This is a genomic window from Streptomyces sp. NPDC057099 (genome assembly GCF_042671245.1).
In the GTDB taxonomy this organism is placed as follows: Bacteria; Actinomycetota; Actinomycetes; order Streptomycetales; family Streptomycetaceae; genus Streptomyces; species Streptomyces purpurascens.
Map to the genome: position 1 here is coordinate 1 of NZ_JBHUTX010000068.1, position 23,056 is coordinate 23,056.

At 71.5% G+C, this 23,056-nt stretch carries 21 protein-coding genes; 11 read left to right on the top strand and 10 right to left on the bottom strand.

The genetic code is table 11. From position 1 onward, the window contains the following. The first annotated feature begins 204 nt into the window (after positions 1-204). On the top strand, positions 205-477 hold the full coding sequence (locus ACFT4A_RS39690) for a hypothetical protein (protein WP_189723086.1): 273 nt from the start codon (positions 205-207) through the stop codon (positions 475-477). Between the two features lie 114 nt (positions 478-591). Here the strand turns inward: ACFT4A_RS39690 and ACFT4A_RS39695 are convergent, their stop codons facing one another. Next, the gene (locus ACFT4A_RS39695; protein ID WP_382840760.1) at positions 592-1,347 is read right to left on the bottom strand and encodes a ferritin-like fold-containing protein; all 756 of its coding nucleotides are present in this window, start codon (positions 1,345-1,347) and stop codon (positions 592-594) included. 481 nt (positions 1,348-1,828) lie between these two features. Here ACFT4A_RS39695 and ACFT4A_RS39700 point away from each other — a divergent pair, with 481 nt between their 5' ends. Further along, positions 1,829-4,612: a DEAD/DEAH box helicase gene (locus ACFT4A_RS39700; protein ID WP_382840829.1), complete on the top strand. Its 2,784-nt coding sequence runs from the start codon at positions 1,829-1,831 to the stop codon at positions 4,610-4,612. Between the two features lie 107 nt (positions 4,613-4,719). Beyond that, the gene (locus ACFT4A_RS39705; RefSeq protein ID WP_382840763.1) at positions 4,720-5,592 is read left to right on the top strand and encodes an alpha/beta fold hydrolase; all 873 of its coding nucleotides are present in this window, start codon (positions 4,720-4,722) and stop codon (positions 5,590-5,592) included. Here ACFT4A_RS39705 and ACFT4A_RS39710 read toward each other — a convergent pair. Continuing rightward, the gene (locus ACFT4A_RS39710) at positions 5,589-6,482 is read right to left on the bottom strand and encodes an NYN domain-containing protein (protein WP_382840765.1); all 894 of its coding nucleotides are present in this window, start codon (positions 6,480-6,482) and stop codon (positions 5,589-5,591) included. The two genes, ACFT4A_RS39705 and ACFT4A_RS39710, sit on opposite strands and share 4 nt — an antisense overlap. A gap of 230 nt (positions 6,483-6,712) precedes the next feature. Here ACFT4A_RS39710 and ACFT4A_RS39715 point away from each other — a divergent pair, with 230 nt between their 5' ends. Together ACFT4A_RS39715 and ACFT4A_RS39720 are read left to right on the top strand one after the other, a co-directional pair. Next, on the top strand, positions 6,713-6,865 hold the full coding sequence (locus ACFT4A_RS39715; RefSeq protein WP_010047718.1) for a hypothetical protein: 153 nt from the start codon (positions 6,713-6,715) through the stop codon (positions 6,863-6,865). Positions 6,866-6,998: 133 nt separating this feature from the next. Further along, positions 6,999-9,053, top strand: a complete 2,055-nt coding sequence (locus ACFT4A_RS39720; RefSeq protein ID WP_382840768.1) for a trypsin-like serine peptidase — start codon at positions 6,999-7,001, stop codon at positions 9,051-9,053. Positions 9,054-9,062: 9 nt separating this feature from the next. On the opposite strand, the gene ACFT4A_RS39725 is transcribed toward ACFT4A_RS39720, so the two are convergent. The 3 genes from ACFT4A_RS39725 to ACFT4A_RS39735 form a co-directional block, all read right to left on the bottom strand. Next, positions 9,063-9,668, bottom strand: a complete 606-nt coding sequence (locus ACFT4A_RS39725; RefSeq protein WP_382840770.1) for a MarC family protein — start codon at positions 9,666-9,668, stop codon at positions 9,063-9,065. Positions 9,669-9,826: 158 nt separating this feature from the next. After that, positions 9,827-10,684, bottom strand: a complete 858-nt coding sequence (locus ACFT4A_RS39730) for a PHP domain-containing protein (RefSeq protein WP_382840772.1) — start codon at positions 10,682-10,684, stop codon at positions 9,827-9,829. Positions 10,685-10,868: 184 nt separating this feature from the next. Beyond that, positions 10,869-11,510, bottom strand: a complete 642-nt coding sequence (locus tag ACFT4A_RS39735) for a DUF6758 family protein (protein ID WP_382840774.1) — start codon at positions 11,508-11,510, stop codon at positions 10,869-10,871. Positions 11,511-11,669: 159 nt separating this feature from the next. On the opposite strand from ACFT4A_RS39735, the gene ACFT4A_RS39740 reads away from it, so the two are divergent. Next, positions 11,670-12,893 (top strand): MFS transporter, encoded by a 1,224-nt coding sequence (locus ACFT4A_RS39740; RefSeq protein ID WP_382840776.1) that lies wholly within the window; start codon positions 11,670-11,672, stop codon positions 12,891-12,893. A 50-nt stretch (positions 12,894-12,943) separates the two neighbouring features. On the opposite strand, the gene ACFT4A_RS39745 is transcribed toward ACFT4A_RS39740, so the two are convergent. Next, positions 12,944-13,528 (bottom strand): suppressor of fused domain protein, encoded by a 585-nt coding sequence (locus ACFT4A_RS39745; protein WP_382840779.1) that lies wholly within the window; start codon positions 13,526-13,528, stop codon positions 12,944-12,946. Positions 13,529-13,990: 462 nt separating this feature from the next. Here ACFT4A_RS39745 and ACFT4A_RS39750 point away from each other — a divergent pair, with 462 nt between their 5' ends. Then, complete coding sequence (locus tag ACFT4A_RS39750; protein ID WP_382840781.1) at positions 13,991-15,106, top strand: magnesium and cobalt transport protein CorA; 1,116 nt, start codon at positions 13,991-13,993, stop codon at positions 15,104-15,106. 23 nt (positions 15,107-15,129) lie between these two features. After that, positions 15,130-15,642: a hypothetical protein gene (locus ACFT4A_RS39755; protein WP_382840784.1), complete on the top strand. Its 513-nt coding sequence runs from the start codon at positions 15,130-15,132 to the stop codon at positions 15,640-15,642. 23 nt (positions 15,643-15,665) lie between these two features. On the opposite strand, the gene ACFT4A_RS39760 is transcribed toward ACFT4A_RS39755, so the two are convergent. Then, on the bottom strand, positions 15,666-16,415 hold the full coding sequence (locus ACFT4A_RS39760) for a hypothetical protein (protein ID WP_382840786.1): 750 nt from the start codon (positions 16,413-16,415) through the stop codon (positions 15,666-15,668). A gap of 225 nt (positions 16,416-16,640) precedes the next feature. Between ACFT4A_RS39760 and ACFT4A_RS39765 the strand changes: the two genes are divergently transcribed. From ACFT4A_RS39765 to ACFT4A_RS39775, 3 genes are read left to right on the top strand one after another with little or no spacing between them, the layout of a single operon-like run. Then, positions 16,641-17,924, top strand: coding sequence for a magnesium transporter MgtE N-terminal domain-containing protein (locus ACFT4A_RS39765; RefSeq protein ID WP_382840789.1), 1,284 nt, complete (start codon positions 16,641-16,643; stop codon positions 17,922-17,924). After that, a complete protein-coding gene (locus tag ACFT4A_RS39770) occupies positions 17,914-18,513 on the top strand; it encodes a DUF1003 domain-containing protein (protein WP_382840792.1) in 600 nt (199 codons plus the stop codon). Before ACFT4A_RS39765 ends, ACFT4A_RS39770 begins: the two co-directional genes overlap by 11 nt. 42 nt (positions 18,514-18,555) lie before the next feature. Continuing rightward, positions 18,556-19,689: an Mrp/NBP35 family ATP-binding protein gene (locus ACFT4A_RS39775; RefSeq protein WP_382840794.1), complete on the top strand. Its 1,134-nt coding sequence runs from the start codon at positions 18,556-18,558 to the stop codon at positions 19,687-19,689. A gap of 86 nt (positions 19,690-19,775) precedes the next feature. On the opposite strand, the gene ACFT4A_RS39780 is transcribed toward ACFT4A_RS39775, so the two are convergent. The 3 genes from ACFT4A_RS39780 to ACFT4A_RS39790 all read right to left on the bottom strand — a co-directional run bounded on the left by ACFT4A_RS39780 (position 19,776) and on the right by ACFT4A_RS39790 (position 23,034). Then, on the bottom strand, positions 19,776-20,447 hold the full coding sequence (locus tag ACFT4A_RS39780) for a hypothetical protein (RefSeq protein WP_382840796.1): 672 nt from the start codon (positions 20,445-20,447) through the stop codon (positions 19,776-19,778). Positions 20,448-20,649: 202 nt separating this feature from the next. Beyond that, positions 20,650-21,108: a sec-independent translocase gene (locus tag ACFT4A_RS39785; RefSeq protein WP_382840799.1), complete on the bottom strand. Its 459-nt coding sequence runs from the start codon at positions 21,106-21,108 to the stop codon at positions 20,650-20,652. Positions 21,109-21,309: 201 nt separating this feature from the next. Further along, a complete protein-coding gene (locus ACFT4A_RS39790; RefSeq protein ID WP_382840801.1) occupies positions 21,310-23,034 on the bottom strand; it encodes a S1C family serine protease in 1,725 nt (574 codons plus the stop codon). Positions 23,035-23,056: the final 22 nt, after the last annotated feature.

The window sequence follows — 23,056 nt, forward strand, 5'->3', positions numbered from 1 at the left end:
GGGGGGGCGGCGCCCCGGGCCCCCCCCGCCCCGCTTCGCGTTCCCCCCTCCCCCGAGCCGACCCGTGCAGTCCCCGTGCGGCACCTGGGTTCCTCCACGGATGGAGCACAGAGCACCCACAGAAAGGGATTGGATTCCGCAGGTCAGGGGTAAGACGGGCTACGACCGATTTGGGCAGGCCGGCCATGTGGGAGGGACCCCGACATGCTCCTGGAAGCGTTGAGCTCCGCGATCCTCGGCCTGGCTCTGGCCTGGGCGGCCACTCAACGCCTGTCGCACCGGCTCCCGGCCCGCCCCCTGGTCCTGTCGACCGGTGTCGCCGGAGCCCTCTTCGGAGCCTTCGTCATGCACAGCGCGCTGGAGGCCGGGCATCTGCTGCTGGTCCTGCTCGGCGCGGTGATCGTCTCCGTGGCCTCGCTGTCGCTGCTGCTGCGCCCGGCGGGCCGCCACCTGCGCCGACGATCAGCCACGGCGTAGCCGTCAGGGGCGGCGGACTACGCACCTGACAGGGGCGCGGGGAACCGCGCGGCCGGCCACCGGCGGCCCGCAGCCTCCCCACATCCCCGCGGAAGCGCCACCCCTGGCGGAGCGCTACGCGGCCAGTCCCAGCGCGGCCATCCGCTTGGTGTGGGCCTCGGTGATCCGGGAGAACATCTTGCCGACCTCGGCGAGGTCGAAGCCGTCCGCGACGCCGCCCACCAGCATGGTCGACAGCGCGTCCCGGTCGGCGACCACCCGCTGGGACTGCGACAGGGCCTCGCCCATCAGCCGCCGCGCCCACAGCGCGAGCCGCCCGCCCACCCGCGGATCGGCGTCGATGGCGGCACGCACCTTCTCCACGGCGAAGCCGCCGTGGCCGGTGTCGTCGAGCACGGCCAGCACCAGGTCGCGGGAGTCGGAGTCCAGGCGGGCGGCGACCTCCCGGTAGAAGTCGCTCGCGATGGAGTCGCCGACGTACGCCTTGACGAGCCCCTCCAGCCAGTCCGAGGGGGCCGTCTGCTTGTGGAATCCGTCGTAGGCGCCGACGAAGGGCTCCATCGCCCGGGTCGGCTCCTCCCCGATCTCGGCGAGCCGGTCGCGCAGCCTCTCGAAGTGGTGGAACTCGGCCGACGCCATCTTCGCCAGCTCCGCCTTGTCCGCCAGCGTCGGTGCCAGCTTGGCGTCCTCCGCGAGCCGCTCGAACGCCGCCAGCTCCCCGTACGCGAGCGCGCCGAGCAGGTCCACGACAGCGGCGCGGTACTGCGGGTCGGCGGAGGCCGTCGCCCAGTCCCGGGCGGCGACTCCGGTGGGTTCGGCCGGGGCGGCGGTGGTGTCCGAGGCGTTCTCAGGCTTGTCAGAGCTCGTCATGAAGCGCACAATAGCTCGCCCGCCGGAAGGCGTAAGGCCCTGGTCAATCACTGTGACAACGGCTACGTGACCAAATCGGCCATCGCATGTGCGGGAATCCGGGGTATGGTGGTAATGCGCCTGCTGGTACTTCGACGTACCTCGACAGGCCGCACGTATGAGGATGCCCGGTCGGTGGCCCGATCGGCTCCGACCCGACAGACCTCCGCGTCCGTATGGCACTGTGCGTACGGAGCCCGGAGGGACACCCTCAGCGGTACGAGCGCTAGAGCGTCGACAGTGGTCCCGTGCCCAACGGCACCGCCGCAAGGCCGCCGACGTCCCCGGCACGGTCCGTACACGACCCCCGCGCTCGCCTCGCACCGCCCCACACAGAAGAGGCAGCACCCTGACTACGACGTTCCGAGAGCTCGGAATCCTTCCCGAGACCGCCGAGGCCCTTGAGGCCGTCGGCATCACCACCCCCTTCCCCATCCAGGAGCTGACGCTGCCCGTGGCCCTTTCGGGCACGGACGTCATCGGCCAGGCCAAGACCGGCACCGGCAAGACGCTGGGCTTCGGCCTCCCGCTCCTCGAGCGCGTCACCGTTCCCGCCGATGTCGAGGCCGGACGCGCCAAGCCCGAGGACCTCACCGACACCCCGCAGGCCCTCGTCGTCGTCCCCACGCGCGAGCTGTGCCAGCAGGTGACCAACGACCTCCTGACGGCCGGCAAGGCCCGTAACGTGCGCGTGACGGCGATCTACGGCGGCCGGGCCTACGAGCCCCAGGTCGAGGCCCTGAAGAAGGGCGTCGATGTGGTCATCGGCACCCCGGGCCGGCTGCTCGACCTCGCCGGGCAGAAGAAGCTGAACCTGAAGCACGTCAAGTGCCTGGTCCTCGACGAGGCCGACGAGATGCTCGACCTGGGCTTCCTGCCCGACGTCGAGAAGATCATCAACATGCTTCCGGTCCGCCGTCAGACGATGCTGTTCTCGGCGACCATGCCGGGCGCGGTCATCGGCCTGGCCCGCCGCTACATGTCGCAGCCCACGCACATCCGCGCCACGGCGCCGGACGACGCGGGCGCGACGGTGGCGAACACCAAGCAGTTCATCTACCGCGCGCACAACATGGACAAGCCGGAGATGGTCTCGCGCATCCTGCAGGCCGACGGCCGCGGGCTGGTGATGGTCTTCTGCCGGACGAAGCGGACGGCGGCGGATCTCGCCGACCAGCTGAAGCAGCGCGGCTTCGCCTCCGGCGCGGTCCACGGCGACCTCGGCCAGGGCGCCCGCGAGCAGGCCCTGCGCGCCTTCCGCAACGGCAAGGTGGACGTGCTCGTCTGCACCGACGTCGCCGCCCGCGGCATCGACGTCGAGGGCGTGACCCACGTCATCAACTACCAGTCGCCGGAAGAGGAGAAGACGTACCTGCACCGCATCGGCCGTACGGGCCGCGCGGGCGCGAAGGGTACGGCGATCACGCTCGTCGACTGGGACGACATCCCGCGCTGGCAGCTGATCAACAAGGCGCTGGAGCTGGGCTTCAACGACCCGCCGGAGACGTACTCCACGTCCCCGCACCTCTTCTCCGACCTCGGCATCCCCGAGGGCACGAAGGGCGTCCTGCCGCGCTCGGAGCGCACGCGCGCCGGGCTGGACGCCGAGGAGCTGGAGGACCTGGGCGAGCCGGGCGGCCGGGCGCCGCGCGGGCGCGGTGGCCGGAACGGCCGCGGCGGCCGGGACGAGTCCAAGCCGGCCGAGCGCGAGCGGTCCGAGCGCACGCCGCGACGCCGCCGCCGTACGCGCGGCGGAGCGCCGCTGGGCTCGGCACCCGAGTCCGCCGGCCCCGGCGCACCGGAGACCACGGCCGCCGGCGGCACCGCCGAGGCGGACGCCGTCACGGCTCCGCGCACCCCGCGTCGCCGCCGCCGCACCCGCGGTGGTGCCCAGGCCGAGTCGGCGCCGGTGACGGCCGTCGAGTCCGCCCCGTCCGAGCGGGCGGCCGACGCCGTGGCGACGGCGGAGGGCACGAGCGCGGAGACGCCCGAGGCGGCGAAGCCGCGCCGGCGCCGCACGCGCCGGTCGGAGACGCCGGTGGAGACGCCGGTCGTGGAGACCGAGGCCGCGGTGACGCCGTCGGCCACGGAGTCCGCGGCCGTCGCAGACGATGCCCCGGTGTCCGCGCAGCCCGAGGCCTCCACCACCACGCCGCGTCGCCGCACCCGCAAGAGCACGGCGGCGTCCGCCGCCGAGCAGGCGGTCGACACGGCCGAGGGGACCACCGCGTCCGTCGCGGAGCCGGCGGAGACGAAGCCGCGGCGTACCCGCAAGACCGCGGCGAAGGCCGAGGCCCCCGCCGAGCAGGCCGGGACCACGGAAACCAAGCCGCGCCGCACCCGCAAGGCCGCGGCAGCTGCCGAAGCCGCCGTGGACACGGCCGAGGCCGCCGAGGCGAAGCCGAGGCGTACGCGCAAGGCGACGGCAGCGGCGGAAGGCGCCGTCGATGTGGCCGAGGCCACGGAGACCAAGCCCCGTCGCACGCGGAAGACCGCGGCAGCTGCCGAAGCCGCCGTGGACACGGCCGAGGCCACGGAAGCCAAGCCGCGTCGCACGCGCAAGGCCGCGGCCACGGCCGAAGCAGCCGTCGACACGGCCGAAGCCGCGGAGACCAAGCCGCGTCGCACGCGCAAGGCCGCGGCCACGGCCGAAGCAGCCGTCGACACGGCCGAGGGCACGGAGGCCAAGCCGCGCCGCCGCACCCGCAAGGCCGCCGAGGCAGTCGAGACCGTCGAGACCGTCGAGACCGTCACCGCCGGGATCCCGGCCCAGACGGCTCAGGAGCCCGAGGCCGTCGAGGCCAAGCCGCGCCGTGCCCGCAAGGCGGCGCCGAAGGCCGAGGCGGGCGTCGACACGGCCGAGGCGACCGAGGCGAAGCCGCGTCGCACGCGGAAGACCGCGGCGTCGGCTCCGGAGGGCGAAGCCGCCGAGGCCAAGCCGCGCCGGACGCGCAAGGCCGCGGCCACGGCCGAGACCGCCGTCGACGCGGCCGAGGGCACGGAGGCCAAGCCGCGCCGCCGCACCCGCAAGGCCGCCGAGGCAGTCGAGACCGTCACCGCCGAGATCCCGGCCCAGACGGCCCAGGAGCCCGAGGCAGCCAAGCCGCGCCGCACGCGGAAGACGGCCGCTGCCGCCACGGCCTCCGCCGAGGACGGGGCCGAGGCGAAGCCCAAGGCCCGCCGCACCCGCAAGGCCACGGCCACCGCGGAGCCCACGGAGGGCTGACACTCCGCCCGACGGCCCGGTCCCACCCAGGTGGGGCCGGGCCGTCGGCGTTCCCGTGTCCGCACTCCACCCGCCGGGGAGCGCACCCCACCGGCTACCCTCACCCCGTGAGCAGGCAAGCCACCTTCACCCCGCCCCCCGGCGCCCGTGCGTACTCCCTGGGCACGGCCCGCGGTGAGTTCGCCGTGGTCGACTCGTCGCCGAAGGAGAGCGCGGAGGCCAGGGGAATCGTCCTGATGCTGCCCGGATTCACCGGGAGCAAGGAGGACTTCAGCCTGCTCCACGAGCCGCTCGTACAGCGCGGGTACCGGCTCGTCGCCGTGGACGGACGGGGGCAGCACGAGTCGGACGGGCCGGTGGCCGACGAATCCGCCTACGCCCAGCGGGAACTGGCCCGGGACGTGCTCGCGCAGGCCGCGGCGGTCGGCGTCCCCCTGCACCTCGTCGGGCACTCGCTCGGCGGGCAGATCGCGCGAGCGGCCGTGCTGCTCGACCACGCTCCCTTCCTCTCCCTCACCCTGGTCTCGTCCGGACCGGCGGAGATCTCCGTCTCCCAGCAGCAGCGCGTGAAGCTGCTGCGGGACGCGCTCGGCGTCATGTCGATGGAGGAGGTGTGGGGGGCGATCCAGGCCATGGGGCCGCCGGAGGAGGTCGGCGGGCCCGCCCGCGGCATCGGCGACCAGGAGCAGTTGCGCCGGCGCTGGCTGGGCAACAAGCCCGCCCAGCTGCGCGCGACGGGCCACCAGTTGTGCACCGAGCCGGACCGCGTCGCCGAACTCGCCGCCGTACCGCTGCCGTTCCACGTCCTGTCGGGCGCGCGCGACGACACCTGGCCGGTGGCGATCCTCGACGACATGGCCCTGCGGCTGAATGCGCACCGCACGGTCATCACGGGCGCCGAGCACTCCCCCAACGCCGACCGGCCCCTGCCGATGGCCGCCGCCCTCGCCGACTTCTGGGACGGCGTACGGACGGTCTAGTACTGCGCCCGCAGATGCTCCCAGAAGCCGTCCCGCAGGGCGCGCCGCAGGTCGGCCTGCCCGCGCAGCGAGTACTGCAGCAGGCCCTCCGCCTCCACCAGCAGGTCCTGGTCGACCGAGCCGGGCAGGTAGGGGTGCCCGTGCAGCAGCTCCCCCAGCGTTTCCCGGCCGCGTGCAGCCAGCCACTTCGCCGCGATCTGGGCCCCCACGAACCGCACGTCCTCGCGGGTCGGCCGGCCCGTGGTCGCCTCGTAGGCGGCGGTCGTGCGGCGGGAGACGTACGGCTTGAAGAAGTCGAGGTCGAGCGTGCGCTGGCTGTCGACCTCCCACAGCAGGGGTTCCGCCTGGTTGCGGCCCTCCGGGGCCTCGATGCCCCACAGGTGGACCCGGGCGCCGTAGCCCTGGGCCGCCTCCACCGCCGACACCAGGTCCTCGTCGCCGCCGAGCAGAGCGGCGTCGCTGATGGCACGGTGCCGGGCGAGTGACTCCAGGTCGGAGCGGATGAGCGAGTCGACGCCCTTCTGCTGGTTGTTGGCGTTCAGGTTGCCCAGTCGCACCTTCACGTCGGGCAGCTCCGCGATGGTCTGCTGCTCCGCCGTGTGGATGCGGCGGCGGGCGCCGTCGTACCAGTAGACCCGCAGCAGCCTGCTGTCCGCGAAGATCGTGCGGGCCTTGTCGATGAGCGCGTCGATCAGGCCCTCGGCGTCCAGATCGAAGGCGCGGCGGTCCTCCGTACCGGCGACGAGCCGTCCCGCGGCCGCGTAGAGGTACCCGGCATCGACGAAGATCGCGTGGGTCGAGGGTGTCTTCGCCACCTCGGCGAGCATGCGCTGGAGCAGCTCGTTGGTGTGGTCGATGCGGGCGCTCAGGGCCGCGAGGTCATCGTTCATCGCCTCCATTGTCCCGGCGGTCACGCTGCGAACACAAATGGTCCCGGTCGGTCTCGTAACGACACTCTTACGGCTCGGTAATTAGCCGTTCGAAAAATTTCCTTAGCGTAGGGAATGTTTGAACCATGCAGTCCTGTTGACTCATATGGAACACCGGGCACCGGAGCCTCGTGGGCCGCCCACACCAAGTAGTTCTCCTCAGGAGGATGACCAGACGAAGGGAGAAGCCCTTGCGCTTCGAAATCATGCACCTCGACGATGTCGACGGCACACCCGTGGACACGACCGTCGTGGACGCCGCCTCCGTCAACCGGATCGTTCAGCAGGCCGCAGCCACCGGGCAGCGCCTCTGGATCCGCCCGGCCGGGACCACGGCCTCATAACGCGCGCAGCTCTCCCCCACTTCGGAGCCCCCGCCCGGCATCGGCCGTGCGGGGGCTCCGCTGTTGCGGACCGCGGCGGCCGGGGGCGTACTGGCTGAGGGGCCCAGCGAGAGCGAACAGGACGGTGTGACCCATGTCCGTGACGGGCCGGTCGAACGAGGAGCTGCACGGTCAGGCGGCCGAGGCCGCGCGGCGGTACGAGGACTCCACCGCGGAGCGGGAGCGGGTCGAGGGCAGGCTGGCGGCCGGTGTGCGGTTCCCGGACACCCCGGACGCGCTCGCCGTCCGCGCCGACCGGATCCTCGAGCGGGGCGGTCTGTCGCCCTCGGCGGTCGTGGCGGACATCCACGGCGAGGCCATGGACCTGCCCGACGCCAACGAACGCATCATCGACCTGTCCAACGAGCTGCAGGCCTGGAGCTTCCTGCCGCGCGGGGTCAGGGCCGGGGCCTCGGTCGCCCGGATCACCCTGCGCCGCGACGGCCGTGAGCTTCCGCACGGCACCGGTTTCCTGGTGTCGCCGCGGCTGATGCTGACCAACCACCACGTGCTGCCCGACGACGGCTTCGCCCGCCGGTGCTTCGCCGAGTTCAACGCCCAGGTCACCGTCGACAACGTCCCCGACACCACCGTCCGCCTGGAGCTCGACCCGGGGGCCTTCTTCGCCGCGGACAGACGGCTGGACTTCGCCCTGGTCGCGGTCACACCCGCCCCGGACGGCCGCCCGCCGGGCGAGATCTTCGGCTGGAACCGGCTCAGCGTGCAGCTCGGCAAGCTGGTGCTCGGCGAGAAGGTGAACATCATCGGTCACCCGGACGGGCGCCTCAAGGAGATCGTTCTGCGCGACAACGCGGTGCTGGTCCGGCTCGACGACTTCGTCCACTACCGGACCGACACCCGCCCCGGCAATTCCGGCTCCCCCGTCTTCAACGACCAGTGGGAGGTCGTGGCCCTGCACCACAGCGGTGTGCCGAAGAAGGACGACCAGGGCCGCGTCCTGCGGAAGGACGGACAGCCCTGGCACCAGGGCGACGGCGACGACGCGATCGAGTGGGTCGCCAACGAGGGCGTCCGCATCAGCTCCGTCCTGAAACACCTGGCCCATCTCGACCTCGACCCCGCGCGGCGCGCCCTGCTGACCGAGATGGGCCCGGACTCGGGCCTGGACCGGAGCGCGCCCGCGCTCACCTCGCCCGCGGTACCCGGCGTCACGCCCACGCCGCCCCCTGCCACCCCGGTCACGGAGAGCGGGACGGACGCCCGCAAGCCCGAGTCCGGACGCCCGGCCCGGAGCACCGCCTTCGGCGGCCGCCGGCACCTGGTCTTCCTGCACGGCAGGGACCAGCACGGGAAGGAGCCGGACGAACTCCGCCGGACCTGGGCCTCCGGCCTGAACCGCGGACTCACCCTCGCGTCCCTGCCCCCGATCGACCCGGAGGACGTGTGGTTCCCGTTCTACGGCACGAGACTGCACAACCTCGTGACCGGCAGGGAGAGCACGGCCGAGGCCATCGGCCTGGACGAGGTGAGCGCCGCCGCCGCAGCCGAGGTCTTCGCGACGGAGTCGCCCACGGGTTCCTACGAGCGACTGCTCTACGAGGCGGCCACCCGGGCCGGCATGCCCCAGAACGGTCCGGCGACCACGGAGGGCTTCGGGGCGGGTCTGGTCGGGCCGCTGCACCGGCCGCTCAGCTGGCTGGCCGCACGGTCCGACCTGGACGAGTGGACCATCGCCCGGTTCCTGCGGGACGTCGACCTGTACCTCGGCGACGGCGCCGTACGGCAGTCCGTGCTGGACAGCGTCATGGAGACCATGCCCACCACCGGCGAACTGGTGCTGGTCACGCACAGCCTGGGCACGGTCGTGGGCCTGGACCTGCTGACCCGGCTCCCGGACGGCCTCGACCCGGTCCTGCTCGTCACCGCGGGCAGTCCGCTCGGCCTGGACGGGGTCAACGAACGGCTCCTCGCCCACGGCCCGCACCGGCCGCCCCGGGTGCGTGACTGGGTCAACGTCTGGTGCCCCACCGACGGCGTGGCCATCGGCTGCCCCCTGGAGGACGAGCGCTGGGGCAAGCTCACCCAGCTCGCCGTCTCCAACGGCCGCGACCGTGCGCACAAGATCGACGAGTACCTCGCCCACGCGGGAGCGGCCGGTGCGATCGGCTCGGTGCTCGGCCGGAGCTGACGCGCCCCGTCAGCTCCCCTGGATCACCTGCGTGACGCCGTTGATGATCTGCTGCACGGCGATCGCGGACAGCATCATGCCCGCGAGCCGTGTCACCAGGACCACACCGCCGTCCTTGATGATCCGGATGATCACCAGCGAGTAGCGCATCACCAGCCACAGCACGACATGGATGGCGAGGATCGCCGCCCACACGGACACCTGCGCCGCGGCACTGTGCGCCTTCTGCACGGCGAGGATGACCGACACGATCGCCCCCGGCCCGGCCAGCAGCGGCATGCCCAGCGGCACGAGGGCGACGTTGACGTCCTTGGTCTGCTTCGGCTCGTCGGTCTTTCCGGTGAGCAGATCGAGCGCGATCAGCAGAAGCAGCAGTCCACCCGCGATCATCAACGCGGGCACCGAGACATGCAGATAGTCGAGGATCTGGTGCCCGAGCAGCCCGAACACGGTGATCACCCCACCGGCGACACAGACGGCCTGAAACGCCATCCGCTTCTGCACTTTGGCGGGCCGGCCGGCGGTGAGCGCGAGGAAGATCGGGGTGATCCCGGGGGGATCCATGATGACGAAGAGGGTCAGGAAGAGGGAGCCGAAGACGGCGACATCGAACATGGGTGTGATGGCCTTGCAGGGTTGATGAAACGCGCGGCGGGCAGCGCAGCGACATGACCGCTACCGCTCCCGCTGTGGGCAGGCGTTCCGCACGGCGGAACGGGTGGGCACAGCCGATAACGCCGGGTGCCTTGAAACGGACCTACAGAAAACGGACCTCAGACCCCGCCGGCCCCCGGCACGGGAAACGCCCCGAAAGCCCGCCGAGTGATCTCCCCGTACACCTCGGGATCCGTCGTGTACTCCCCGAGCACACACGTCTTCCGGCTGCCGTGATAGTCCGAGGACCCGGTCACCAGGAGCCCCAGCTCCTTCGCCAGCCCCCGCAGCCGCGCCCGCGTGTCCGCGTCGTGCTCCATGTGATCGACCTCGACGCCGTCCAGCCCGGCCGCGGCCATCTCGGCGATCGCGGCCTCCGGCACCGTACGCCCCCGCTTGCTCGCCGCGGGATGCGCGAACACCGCGACCCCGCCCGCGCCCTTGACCAGCCGGATCGCCTCGAAGGGGTCGGTCTCGTGCTTCTCGACGTAGGCCCGGCCGCCGTCGGCCAGCCAGTCCTGGCTGAAGGCGTCGTTCACGGTCGGCACCACACCCAGCTCGACGAGCGCGGTCGCCACATGCGGACGCCCGACGGACCCGTCACCGGCGATCCGCGCCACCTGCTCCCAGGTCACGGGCACGCCCAGTCCCTGAAGCTTGGCGATCATGCCCTGCGCCCGGGGCACCCGGTCGTCGCGGACCAGCTCGCGCTCGGCGAGCAGCGCAGGTTCCTCGGCATCGAAGAGGTAGGCCAGCATGTGCATGCTGACGCCGTCGAGCCGGCAGGAGAGCTCGGCCCCGGTGACCAGCGTCAGCCCCTCGGGCAGCGCGCCGATCGCCTCGGCGTGCCCGCGCGTGGTGTCGTGATCGGTGAGCGCGACGACGTCCAGCCCGGCGGCGGCAGCCTTCCGCACCAGCTCGGCCGGGGTGTCCGTGCCATCGGAAGCGGTGGAGTGGGTGTGCAGATCGATACGCACGACACGGACTCCAGACACCGACGGGACGAACAGGGCTGCTCAAGGATAACCGGATTTTCAACGTCCCCTGTCACACCCGAACCAGGGTAGCGCCCTTTACAAGCGTTCTGCACAAGCGCTCCGCACAAGCGCCCTGTACAAGCCCTGCGGCCCTGCGGCCCTACGGCCCTACGGCCCTACGGCCCTACGGCTCGAGCAACCGCGGCGACAGCGCCCCGCACGGCACCAGCTCCACCTCGGCCCCCGCGTCCCGCACATCCGCCAGCACCAGCTCGTCGTACATCAGCAGCCCCGACCGCCCCGGCCACACGACCGCCCACAGCCACATCCCGAGCGCCTCGCCGGCGAACACCGCACGATCGTCCGGCGCACCGGTCACATGCCACAGCGGCGTCGGCCGCCCCGCGGCGAGCACCTTCGCCTGGGCCGGTTTCTCGACATTCAGATGCGGCCCCGGGTCCGGACCGTCCAGGCCCGCGTACCGCGCGCCGAGACCGACGCCCAACTCCTCGGCCACCAGGATCAGCTCGCCCATCCCGCCGAGCGGCCCGGGCCCCGTACAGGCCACGGCCGTGGCGCGGCCGCCCGTGCGGTCGTCCCCCGCGCAGGCCACGCCCGTGAACAGCCAGCCGACCGGCAGCGGCCAGGGCATCCACACCGGCACCTGGGTCCGGTGCACCACGACGTTGAGGGCGTCGACGCTCGGCGGTATCACGGGCTGCACCGGATGGACGGTGCCGTGCACATCGCACTGCCAGGAGTCGGAGAAGAGGCCGGGAGCCCTGACCCGGCCACCGCACTTCGGGCAACTGGGTTCGCCCCTCATAGGGCCCCACGGTCCTACCCCCGCCCCGCCGCGTCAAGGACGATCACCCAACCGGACGGAACCCTTCACCCCCGCACTAGATGTAGCTTGCATTAGTTAGCGTGGCTAACTTAGTATGTGTATATACCAACTACCTCGTCTCGGGAAAGGGAGCAAGCAATGGACCCCTTCGACGCCGGAGCGGGCGGCCTCCTCAAGCAGCCCAAGTCCGTGTGGGCGACCGCCGGAGCGTCGGTCGTCGCCTTCATGGGCATCGGACTCGTCGACCCGATCCTGCCGTCCATCGCCTCGGGCCTGAACGCCTCCGCCAGCCAGGTCTCCCTGCTGTTCACCTCGTACTTCCTCATCACCGCGATCGCCATGCTGGTCACCGGCTTCGTCTCCAGCCGCATCGGCGGCAAGAAGACCCTGCTGCTCGGCCTCGCCCTGGTCGTGGTCTTCGCGGGACTGTCGGGCACGTCCGAATCCGTCGGCGAACTGGTCGGATTCCGGGCCGGCTGGGGCCTCGGCAACGCGCTGTTCGTCTCGACGGCCCTCGCGGTCATCGTCGGAGCGGCTGCGGGCGGCAGCGCGGCGGCGATCCTGCTGTACGAGTCGGCCCTCGGCCTCGGCATGGCCTGCGGTCCACTGCTGGGCGCCCTGCTGGGTGACGCCAGCTGGCGCTACCCGTTCTTCGGTACGGCCTTCCTGATGGCCGTCGGCTTCCTGTGCATCACGGCGTTCCTGAAGGAGCAGCCGAAGCCGGCCCGCAAGACCTCGCTCCTGGACCCGATCAAGGCCCTCGGTCACGGCGGTCTCGCCTCCGCGGCGATCTCGGCGTTCTTCTACAACTACACGTTCTTCACCGTGCTGGCCTTCACCCCGTTCGTGCTGAACATGAGCCCGTACCGGTCGGGTGCGGTGTTCTTCGCCTGGGGTGTGCTGCTCGCCGTGTTCTCGGTGATCGTGGCGCCCCGCCTGCAGAAGCGGTTCGGCTCGCTGAAGGTGCTCGGCGGTTCCCTGGTGCTGCTCGCGGCCGACGTGCTCGTGCTCGGCTACGGCGACCACACCACGGCCGTCGTCTGCACGGTCCTGTCCGGTGCCTTCATCGGCGTGAACAACACCGTCTACACCGAGCTGGCCCTCGGCGTCTCGGACGCGCCCCGGCCGGTGGCGAGCGCGGGCTACAACTTCGTGCGCTGGTTCGCGGCGGCGGCCGCCCCGTTCTTCGCACCGAAGATCGAGGAGTGGACCGACCTGCACATCCCGTTCGTGGTGGCGGCCGTCACGGCCGTGCTGGGCGCCGTGGTCGTGGTCGTACGCCGCAAGGCCCTCACCCACGAGGCCGAGGAGCTGGAGCCGAAGCACGCGACCGAGGACAGCGTCACCGTCTTCGCCGGCTGAGCCAACTGATGCTTTTCGGCCATGGGTTGGTGAGGTTCCTCACGCAGGCCTCACTCCAGCGGGACGGACTTCCGGGACGGATCCCGGAGGTCCGTTCCTTGGTTCAGCCACCGCTCCTGGAGCGCCTGCGCGCCGTGCACTCGCTTCCAGGCGGCCTCGTTCGGGGTCATCGGCAGCAGCGGCAGGAACCGTACGGGGTCGAGGGGTTCGTCGAGCTCCAGGTCCTCGACCAGGCCGCCCGGTTCGGCGACCAGGACCGAGGTGAAGGGGGCACCGGGCCACAGCGGTTCACCGACGTCGAGGGAGGCTCCGGGGGCCACGACCACGCCCTCGACCTGCGGAGACGCGGCGAGAACGGCGAGCGGGCGGAGCACCTTGTCCGTCTCGGCGAGCCCCGCGCGGACCGACAGGACCAGCTCGGCGCGCGGCCCCTTGACCGGGTCGGCGAGCGCCGCCGTGGGCTCCGCCATGGGCTGCGCGGACATGCCGAGCGTGGCGTAGCGGGCGATGTCGCCCTCCTGGAAGCGCAGCACCTCGATGCGGTCCGTACCGAGGAACGTCACTGCCGCGCGCGCGTCCGGTTCGCCCAGGGCGGTACGCAACCGGGCCTCGACCAGAGGAAGAACATCAGCCATGACGTGAGCATAGAACTCGTCAGTAGCGGGCAAAGGAGCACCTTGACAGTTTTGACGGCTGCTACTCTTGCCCGGTGGTTCGGGGCAGCACGCAGAAGCGTCGCGATCAAGCCCCGACGCCGATGGAACTCCCTTACGAGGGACCGGCCGGAGGAGGTGGGGCTGCAATGGATCGAAGTCGACCGTGCAGTAGCACCACGCTCTCCCGCCGCTGATGTAGCTGCTCTGTCTCTCTGGCCGGCCGCCACCTCTCGCACTCGCTTCACCGCGGAAGAGCGCTTCGTTTCGTTTTTCCTGATCTGCCTCAGTAGCTGAATCAGTAACGAAGCCCGCCACCGCGACGGTGCGGTGCTCCCCGCTTTGTGGACGTGCCAAACATCCGCAGTCTCTACGTCCTCATTCCGGGTAGTTCCACCCGTCGCCGCCGGCGCCTTTCGTTGCCCTCCCGCGAAGGAGCCCGCCATGTCGATGATTCGCGACCTGCGCGCCGTGGTCCGTCCGTCCCGCGTCTCACTGCGCAAGGACAGCGGCACCTACGACGCCACCCGCAGCCCGGCGACGGCGACCGCCGTCGTCGACTGCGCCATCTACCGGGACGGCCGCCGCGTCGAGACCGAGACCCCGCTGACCCCGCACGAGGCGGTGCGTCTGGTGCGCCGCGACGGGGGCTTCGTGTGGATCGGCCTGCACGAGCCGACCGAGGCCGAATTCTCCGGCATCGCCGGTGAGTTCGGGCTGCACCCGCTGGCCGTGGAGGACGCCGTCCAGGCCCACCAGCGGCCCAAGCTGGAGCGCTACGACGACTCGCTCTTCACGGTCTTCAAGACCATCCACTACGTCGAGCACGACCAGCTCGACGCCAACAGCGAGGTCGTCGAGTCCGGCGAGGTCATGTGCTTCACCGGACGGGACTTCTTCATCACCGTCCGGCACGGCGGGCAGGGGTCCCTGCGGGCCCTGAGGCACCGCCTCCAGGACGACCCCGAGCTGCTGGCCAAGGGCCCCTCGGCCGTGCTGCACGCCATCGCCGACCATGTCGTGGACGGCTACATCGCGGTCGCCGACGCGGTGCAGGACGACATCGACGAGGTGGAGACCGAGGTCTTCTCCCCGGGGCGCAAGGGCTCGCCGCGCGGTTCGGACGCCGGCCGGATCTACCAACTCAAGCGCGAGGTGCTGGAGTTCAAGCGGGCCGTGTCGCCGCTGCTGCGGCCCATGCAGCTGCTGAGCGAGCGGCCGATGCGGCTGATCGACCCGGACATCCAGAAGTACTTCCGGGACGTCGCCGACCACCTGGCCCGGGTGCAGGAGCAGGTCCTCGGCTTCGACGAGCTGCTCAACTCCATCCTCCAGGCCAACCTCGCGCAGGCGTCCGTGGCGCAGAACGAGGACATGCGGAAGATCACCTCGTGGGCCGCGATCGTCGCCGTACCGACGATGGTGTGCGGGGTCTACGGCATGAACTTCGACTACATGCCGGAGACGCACTGGAAGTACGGCTACCCGGTGATCATGAGCATCACCGTGACCATCTGCCTGGGCATCCACCGCACGCTGAAGCGGAACGGGTGGCTGTGAGCAGCCTGGATAGGCTGGGACCCATGACAAGCGAGCTGCTCGGCCAGGCCCTCGTCGAGGAGGCCACGAAGAAGTCCGGCCTCGTCTGGGTCCAGGGCCCCGACGCCCCGGCGCGTGCGCTCTGGCACGTGTGGCACGAGGGCGCCGCGTGCCTGATCGGCGACGGGCCGGGCGAGCAGCCGCTGCCGGGGCTCGCCGACGGGGCCGAGGCCCGGGTGACGGTCCGCAGCAAGGACAAGGGAGGCCGGCTGGTCTCCTGGACCGCTCGGGTCACCGAACTCGCGCCGGGCTCCGAGGCATGGGACGCGACGGTCGCCGAGCTCAAGGGCAAACGGCTGAACGCGCCCGACGGCGAGGCCATGACCGGCCGCTGGGCCCGCGAATGCCGGGTGCTGCGCCTGGAACCGACCGGGGCGAGGGCACCCCTGCCCGAGGACTCCCTGTCCGAGCCGCCGCTGCCGTCCCCGGCGATCACCCGCCGGCCGATCCCGGCGGGCCTGCCCCGCCTGCTGCTGAAGAAGCGCAAACGCAAGTAGCCGCCGGACGCGCGGAGCCGTCGCTACGACGTCGGCAGCTGCCTGCCGTAGTCCACCGTCTCGTTCTTCTCCGGCTCCCTGAGGGAGAAGTCCTCTCCCCACGCGGAGAACGTGAGGGTGCCCGCGCCGCCGGCCCGCTCCAGGCGCAGCGGATACGGCGTGCCCTCGAGGGAGACCTCCAGGGCGCCGCCGGAGCCCTTGTCGCCGGTGATGCGGATGGTGCGGACGCCCGCCTGCTCCTCGTGGCCGTCCGTCGCGAGTGTGCCGTGCAGGGTCAGCAGACCGTCGAGGAGGACACCCTTGTCCGTGAACCCACTGAACTTCTTGTACGCGGGGTCGCCCTGCGGCACCTTCACGAACTTGCCGTCGAGCTTGGACGCCGCGTCCCCGTCGCCTTTCCCGCCCTGGCCGTCGCCGTGACTCCAGAACCCGGCGTCGGCCTTGACGAAGAGCTGCTCGCCGATGCGCAGCACCTGGAAGGTCGTCCCCTCGGTGGTGACCGACCCCTCGCCGCCGTCGTCCTTCAGCCGCATGTCGAGCGCGTACGTCTTCTCGCCGCTGACGACGCTTCCGTGCACCCGGACCGCCCCGGCGGACTCGGCGGCCGTACGGGTCTTGCTCTGGATCTTCCCGGCGGGCAGTCGGCCGACCCCGTTGGTGCCCTCGTTCGGATCCTCCGCGCAGCCGGTGAGTACCGTCCCCGTCACGAGCAGCGCGCACATCGCGCTCGCCAGTACGGCACTACGGCTTCGGCCGTGGCGAATCGGAGTCACTGGTGGAGCTGCCTCTCTGCGGGGAGACCTGAACGGCGTACCGCAGGGTACCGGGCACGTGCGGGCAGGTCGGAGCCAGTCCGTCCGGACCGCCCGCCGACGCACCGCCGATCGGGACGGGCTAGCCTGAAGCCCACCCGAGCGGGCAATTCGGAACAGACGGATACACAGACAGGCACAGAGACAGGCACCAGGAAACACCCCGCACGAAAAGGAGCCGCGGCCATGGCAGCGGGCGTCCCCCGGATCTTCGTATCGCACCTCTCCGGTGTCGCCGTCTTCGACCCCGCAGGTGACCAGGTGGGGCGGGTGCGCGATCTGGTCGTCATGCTGCGGGTGGGGCAGCGGCCGCCGAGGCTGCTGGGCCTCGTCGTCGAACTCGCCACCCGCCGCCGCATCTTCCTGCCCATGACCCGGGTCACCGCCATTCAGTCGGGCCAGGTCATCACCACCGGCGTGCTCAACGTCCGGCGCTTCGAGCAGCGGCCCACCGAGCGACTGGTCTTCGGGGAGCTGCTGGACCGGCGCGTGACGCTCACCGAGACGGGCGAGGACGTCACCGTCCTCGATCTGTCGGTGCATCAGCTGCCCGCGCGCCGGGAGTGGGAGATCGACCGGGTCTTCGTCCGCAAGGGCAGAAGGAGCAGCGCCTTCCGGCGGGCCAAGGGTGAGGCGCTGACCGTCGAGTGGACCGCCGTCACCGGCTTCTCCCTGGAGGAGCAGGGGCAGGGCGCCGAGAACCTGCTCGCCACGTTCGAGCAGCTGCGCGCCGCCGACCTGGCCAACGTCCTGCACCACCTCTCCCCCAAGCGCCGGGCCGAGGTCGCCGCCGCCCTCGACGACGACCGGCTGGCCGACGTGCTGGAGGAGCTGCCGGAGGACGACCAGATCGAGATCCTCGGCAAGCTGAAGGAGGAGCGCGCCGCCGACGTCCTGGAGGCCATGGACCCGGACGACGCGGCCGACCTGCTGGGCGAGCTGCCGACGGACGAGCAGGAGCGGCTGCTGAGCCTGATGCAGCCCGGCGACGCGGCCGACATGCGGCGCCTGATGTCGTACGAGGAGCGCACGGCGGGCGGTCTGATGACCACCGAGCCGATCGTGCTGCGCCCGGACGCCTCCGTCGCCGACGCCCTCGCCCGCATCCGCGAACCCGACCTCTCCCCCGCCCTGGCCGCCCAGGTCTACGTCTGCCGGCCACCGGACGAGACGCCGACCGGCAAGTATCTGGGCACGGTCCACTTCCAGCGCCTGCTGCGCGAGCCACCGCCCTCGCTGGTCAGCTCGATCCTGGACAGCGACCTGCAACCGCTCGACCCCGAGGCGGACCTGCCGGCCATCGCCGGGTTCTTCGCCACGTACGACATGGTCGCGGCGCCCGTGGTCGACGAGGCGGGGGCGCTGCTGGGCGCGGTGACCGTGGACGACGTCCTCGACCACATGCTGCCCGAGGACTGGCGGGAGACGGAGTTCCATCTGGACGAGGAGGTGCCGACCGATGGTTCCTGAGCGCGAGACCCTGCGCGAGCGCACGCCGGCCGGCGCCACGGCCGCGAGCCGGCCGCGCGCGACCCGGCTCGACCAGCCCGGTGTGCCCAAGCACCGGTTCCTGCCCGAGTACGACCCCGAGGCCTTCGGGCGGATGTCGGAACGCATCGCGCGTTTCCTCGGCACGGGGCGGTTCCTCGTCTGGATGACGGCCGCCATCGTCCTGTGGGTGGCCTGGAACAGCCTCGCCCCGCGCGACCTGCGCTTCGACGAGTACCCGTTCATCTTCCTGACCCTGATGCTGTCGCTCCAGGCCTCCTACGCCGCTCCGCTGATCCTGCTCGCGCAGAACCGGCAGGACGACCGCGACCGGGTCAACCTGGAGCAGGACCGCAAGCAGAACGAGCGGTCGATCGCGGACACCGAGTACCTGACCCGCGAGATCGCCGCCCTGCGGATCGGCCTGGGCGAGGTCGCCACCCGCGACTGGATCCGCTCGGAGCTCCAGGACATGGTCAAGGAGGTGGAGGAACGGCAGAACGGCCACCGTCACGACCCCGTCGTATTCCCGGCGGAACGGCCACGGGGACGTGACGCAGACGACCGCTGACAGGCTTTCCTACGCACCGGTACAGCGCCGTACCATCGTCCTATGGCTATGGAAGACGCGGTGCGCGAGGCACTGGCGACGGTGAACGACCCCGAGATCCACAAGCCCATCACCGAACTCGGGATGGTCAAGTCGGTCGAGATCGGCGCGGACGGGGCGGTCGCGGTCACCGTGTACCTCACGGTCTCGGGCTGTCCGATGCGGGAGACGATCACGCAGCGCGTGACCGACGCGGTCTCCGGCGTCGAGGGCGTCACCCGCGTCGACGTCACGCTCGACGTGATGAGCGACGAGCAGCGCAAGGAGCTGGCGAACGCCCTGCGCGGCGGCCAGACCGAGCGCGAGGTGCCCTTCGCCAAGCCCGGCAGCCTCACCCGCGTCTACGCGGTCGCCTCCGGCAAGGGCGGCGTGGGCAAGTCCTCGGTGACGGTGAACCTGGCGGCGGCCATGGCGGCCGACGGCCTCAAGGTCGGTGTCGTGGACGCCGACATCTACGGCCACTCCGTGCCGCGCATGCTCGGTGCCGACGGCCGTCCCACCCAGGTCGAGAACATGATCATGCCGCCGTCGGCGAACGGCGTGAAGGTCATCTCCATCGGCATGTTCACCCCGGGCAACGCCCCGGTCGTCTGGCGCGGCCCGATGCTCCACCGCGCCCTGCAGCAGTTCCTCGCGGACGTCTACTGGGGCGACCTGGACGTCCTCCTGCTGGACCTGCCGCCCGGCACCGGCGACATCGCCATCTCCGTCGCCCAGCTGGTCCCGAACGCCGAGATCCTGGTCGTCACGACCCCGCAGCAGGCGGCGGCCGAGGTCGCCGAGCGCGCGGGCTCCATCGCCGTGCAGACCCACCAGAAGATCGTCGGCGTGGTCGAGAACATGTCCGGCCTGCCCTGCCCGCACTGCGACGAGATGGTCGACGTCTTCGGCACGGGCGGCGGCCAGGTGGTGGCCGACGGCCTGACCCGCACGACCGGCGCCACCGTCCCGGTCCTCGGCAACATCCCCATCGACGTCCGCCTCCGCGAGGGCGGCGACGACGGCAGGCCGGTCGTCCTGACGGACCCGGACTCCCCGGCGGGCTCCGCACTGCGGGCCATCGCGGGCAAGCTGGGAGGCCGCCAGAGGGGCCTGTCGGGCCTCGCCCTCGGGATCACCCCGAAGAACAAGTTCTAGGACGCCCTGCTTTTCACAGCCCGCAGCCGCCACAAGACCTGCGGCCCTACGGCGAGGGGGCGCCGAAACACCCGGCGCCCCTTTGATCACGCGTAATCGGCGATGTCCTTCACCACGGCGAACCCCAAGCCGTACGCACTCATACCCCTGCCGTACGCCCCGACATGGACACCCGCCGAGGTCGACCCGGCCAGCACCCACCCGAACTCCGACTCCCGGTAGTGGAACGTCGTCGGCACACCGTCAACCGGCAACGACAACGTCGACCAGTCGGCCCCGTCGAGGTCGTCCGCCAGCACCCACGCCGTCTCCGTCTGCTGCTCCAGCCAGTCGTCCCGCAGGGAGTGGTCCATCTGCCCGGGCCATGTGGAGGACAGCAGCCCCACACCCGCGAGCCACGCCGCGGAGGACACCGACGTGGCCTCCAGCAGCCCCGTACCGTCCGCGCTGCGCCGTGAGGGATGCGCCGCGACGGTGACCACGACCGCGAACTTCTCCTTGGCCTCCTGATCACCCCCGGCGACGAACTCGTTGCGGACCCTGGGTTCGTCTCCGTGCCCGATCGACCCGTGTTCGACGGCCCCGTCGGCCGTCGTACCGACCTGCATCAGCCAGCGCGGTCCCGTGAAGGCCTCGTCGAGGCCGTACCACGGGAAGGGCGCGCGCAGGTAACCGTCGACGTTTCGCCGGGCGGAGGGGACCTGTTGTCCGTCCTCCGCGGCCGGCGCCTGCGCGACTCCTGGACTCGTCGTCTCCATGTGCCCGGACGCCTCCTCGCTCTAGTCGGACCGGAACGGCCCGCCCCCCTTCGGGCGTACTCTTCCGGTCCGCACAACAACTCGGCAGCATAGCCACACCGCTGCGAGCAGCAGGGAAAGCGCCCGGCGCGTGGGCCGCACGGGGGCCCGGTTCAGGCCGTACACAGCCCGACCGGAGTATGAAACGCGTCACGCGCGTCGCTCAGGTGGCGTCCGCGTCGAAGGGCGGGCGGTCGTCCCGGTCGGGCGTCTCGGGCTTCTTCGTCATGTCGATACGGCCCCCCGACGAACCTGCGGCACCTGCGGCACCGGCGGCGCCGGAGGACGACGAGTCGGAGTCACGGCTGTGGACGGCGTCGGTGACCTCGGCCATCTCCTTCTTCAGGTCGAAGCCGTTGCGGATCTCCTTGAGCCCGAGGTCCTCGTTGTCCAGCTGCTTGCGGATGAACGCCTTGGGGTTGAGGTCCTCGAACTCGAAGTCCTTGAACTCCGGGCCGAGTTCCTCACGGATGTCGTGCTTGGCGCTCTCCGAGAACTCGCGGATCTTCCGGATCGTGCGGGTCACGTCCTGGATGACCTTGGGGAGCTTGTCCGGACCGAAGACGAGCACGGCGAGGACGATGAGCGTCACCAGCTCGAGTGGTCCTATGTCATTGAACACCTGAAGCTCCTTGCGATGTCCTCGGCCCTCGGTGGTCGGCCCTCGGTGGTCGGTGCGGGTCTTGCCGTGGTCCGGGCCGGATCCACGGTACCCGGCGATCCTGTCCGACCGGTACTGTCCCGAGACCTCCGAGTGCGGGGAGTGGGAGCGCTTTCCGAATTGTTTGCCTTGTTGGGTCCTGTACGTCCCGGACATCACGTCTCAGCTGCCGCCGGAGGAGCCGAGGACGAGTGCGACCGTCCGTTCCTTGCCGCCGCGCTCCAGCGTCAGCTCCAGCCGGTCGCCGGGGCGGTGGGCCCGGGTCTTGACGATCAGTTCCTCGCCGGAGTGGACCCGCTGTCCGTCGACCGTGGTGATGACGTCGCCCGCCTTGATCCCGGCCTTGGCACCCGGGCCGCCCGCGGTGACCGGGTCTCCGCCCTCGCTGCCCTCGGCGGCGACACGGGCGCCGTCGCCCGTGTAGTCCATGTCCAGGGTGATGCCGATCACCGGGTGGGTCGCCTTCCCGGTGTTGATCAGCTCCTCGGCCACGCGTTTGCCCTGGTTGATCGGTATCGCGAAGCCGAGGCCTATGGAGCCGGACTGGCCGCCCTCCAGTTCGGAGCCGCTGTCCGCCGAGCGGATGGCCGAGTTGATCCCGATGACCCGGCCCCGGGAGTCGAGCAGGGGCCCTCCGGAGTTGCCGGGGTTGATGGGCGCGTCGGTCTGGAGCGCGTCGACGTACGACACGTCGCTGCCGTCGCCCTTCTCGCCGCCCGCCGTGATGGGCCGCTGCTTGGCGCTGATGATGCCGGAGGTGACGGTGCCGGCCAGGTCGAAGGGCGCGCCGATGGCCACGACCGGATCGCCGACCTGCATGTTGTCCGAGTTGCCGAGGGGCAGCGGGGTGAGACCGCGTACGCCCTTCACCTTCACGACGGCGAGGTCGTAGCCGCTGTCCCGGCCGACCAGCTCGGCCTGGGCGGTCTCCCCGCTGTTGAAGGTCACGGTGATCTCGCCGGCGGACCCGGCGGGCCGCACGACGTGGTTGTTGGTGAGGATGTGGCCGCGGTCGTCGAGCACGAAGCCGGTGCCGGTGCCCTGTTCTCCGCCGCCGCTCACATGCAGGGTGACCACGCTGGGCAGGGTCCGTTGGGCGATCCCGGCCACGCTGTCGGCGTCCCGGCCCGCGGACTCCTTCCCGGCCTGCGGCAGCTCGACGGACCCGACGCCCCCGTTCCGCTCCAGATGCGTCCCTACGGCGCCGCCGATCCCTCCGGACACGACGGCCAGCAGCACGGCACCGCTCACCAGCGCCTTCCTGCCCCGCTTGCGCCGCTGCTCCGTGCTGGGCACACCGGCCCCGTTCTGCTGGAGAGGCCCGGGGGCCGCGGGAGCCGCCCAGGGGTCGTAACGCTGCCAGGGGTCGGGAGCGGGGGCAGGGGCCTCAGGTGCAGGAGCCGGTGCCACAGGTGCGGGGGCGGCAGGTGACGGTGCCGGGGTGCCGGGAGTGGTGGCCGACGCCGCCGGTGCGACGGCCGCCGGCGGGACGGGTGCGCCCGGTATGGACGACTGGCTCGGTATCGCCGTGCCGTGCGTCGGCGTAGCCGCCGGATGCTGGACGGGCGGCGCGGGCGCCCAGGGGCCCGGTTCGCCGTAGGGCGGGGTGCTGTACGGGTCGGGATCGTGCAGCGGCCTGGGCGTACCACTGACCGCTACGGCGGGCTCCACGGCGGCTTCAGCGGGCTCCTCGGGGCGCCTCAACTCGTAGTCGCCCGCGGCCCCCGGTGGATCGTCCCGCCGCACGGCGGGCCGCGCCAGCTCGAAGTCGCCGTCGGTGTCGGCGGAGTCCACCGGGGCCGCCCCCTGCCCCTCCGGCTCCCCCGGAGCGTCCTGCGGCCGTGGACGGCTCCACCACTTCGCCTTCGTGGGCTTCCCCTCGTTCATGCTCTCCCCACAGCCGCGGCAC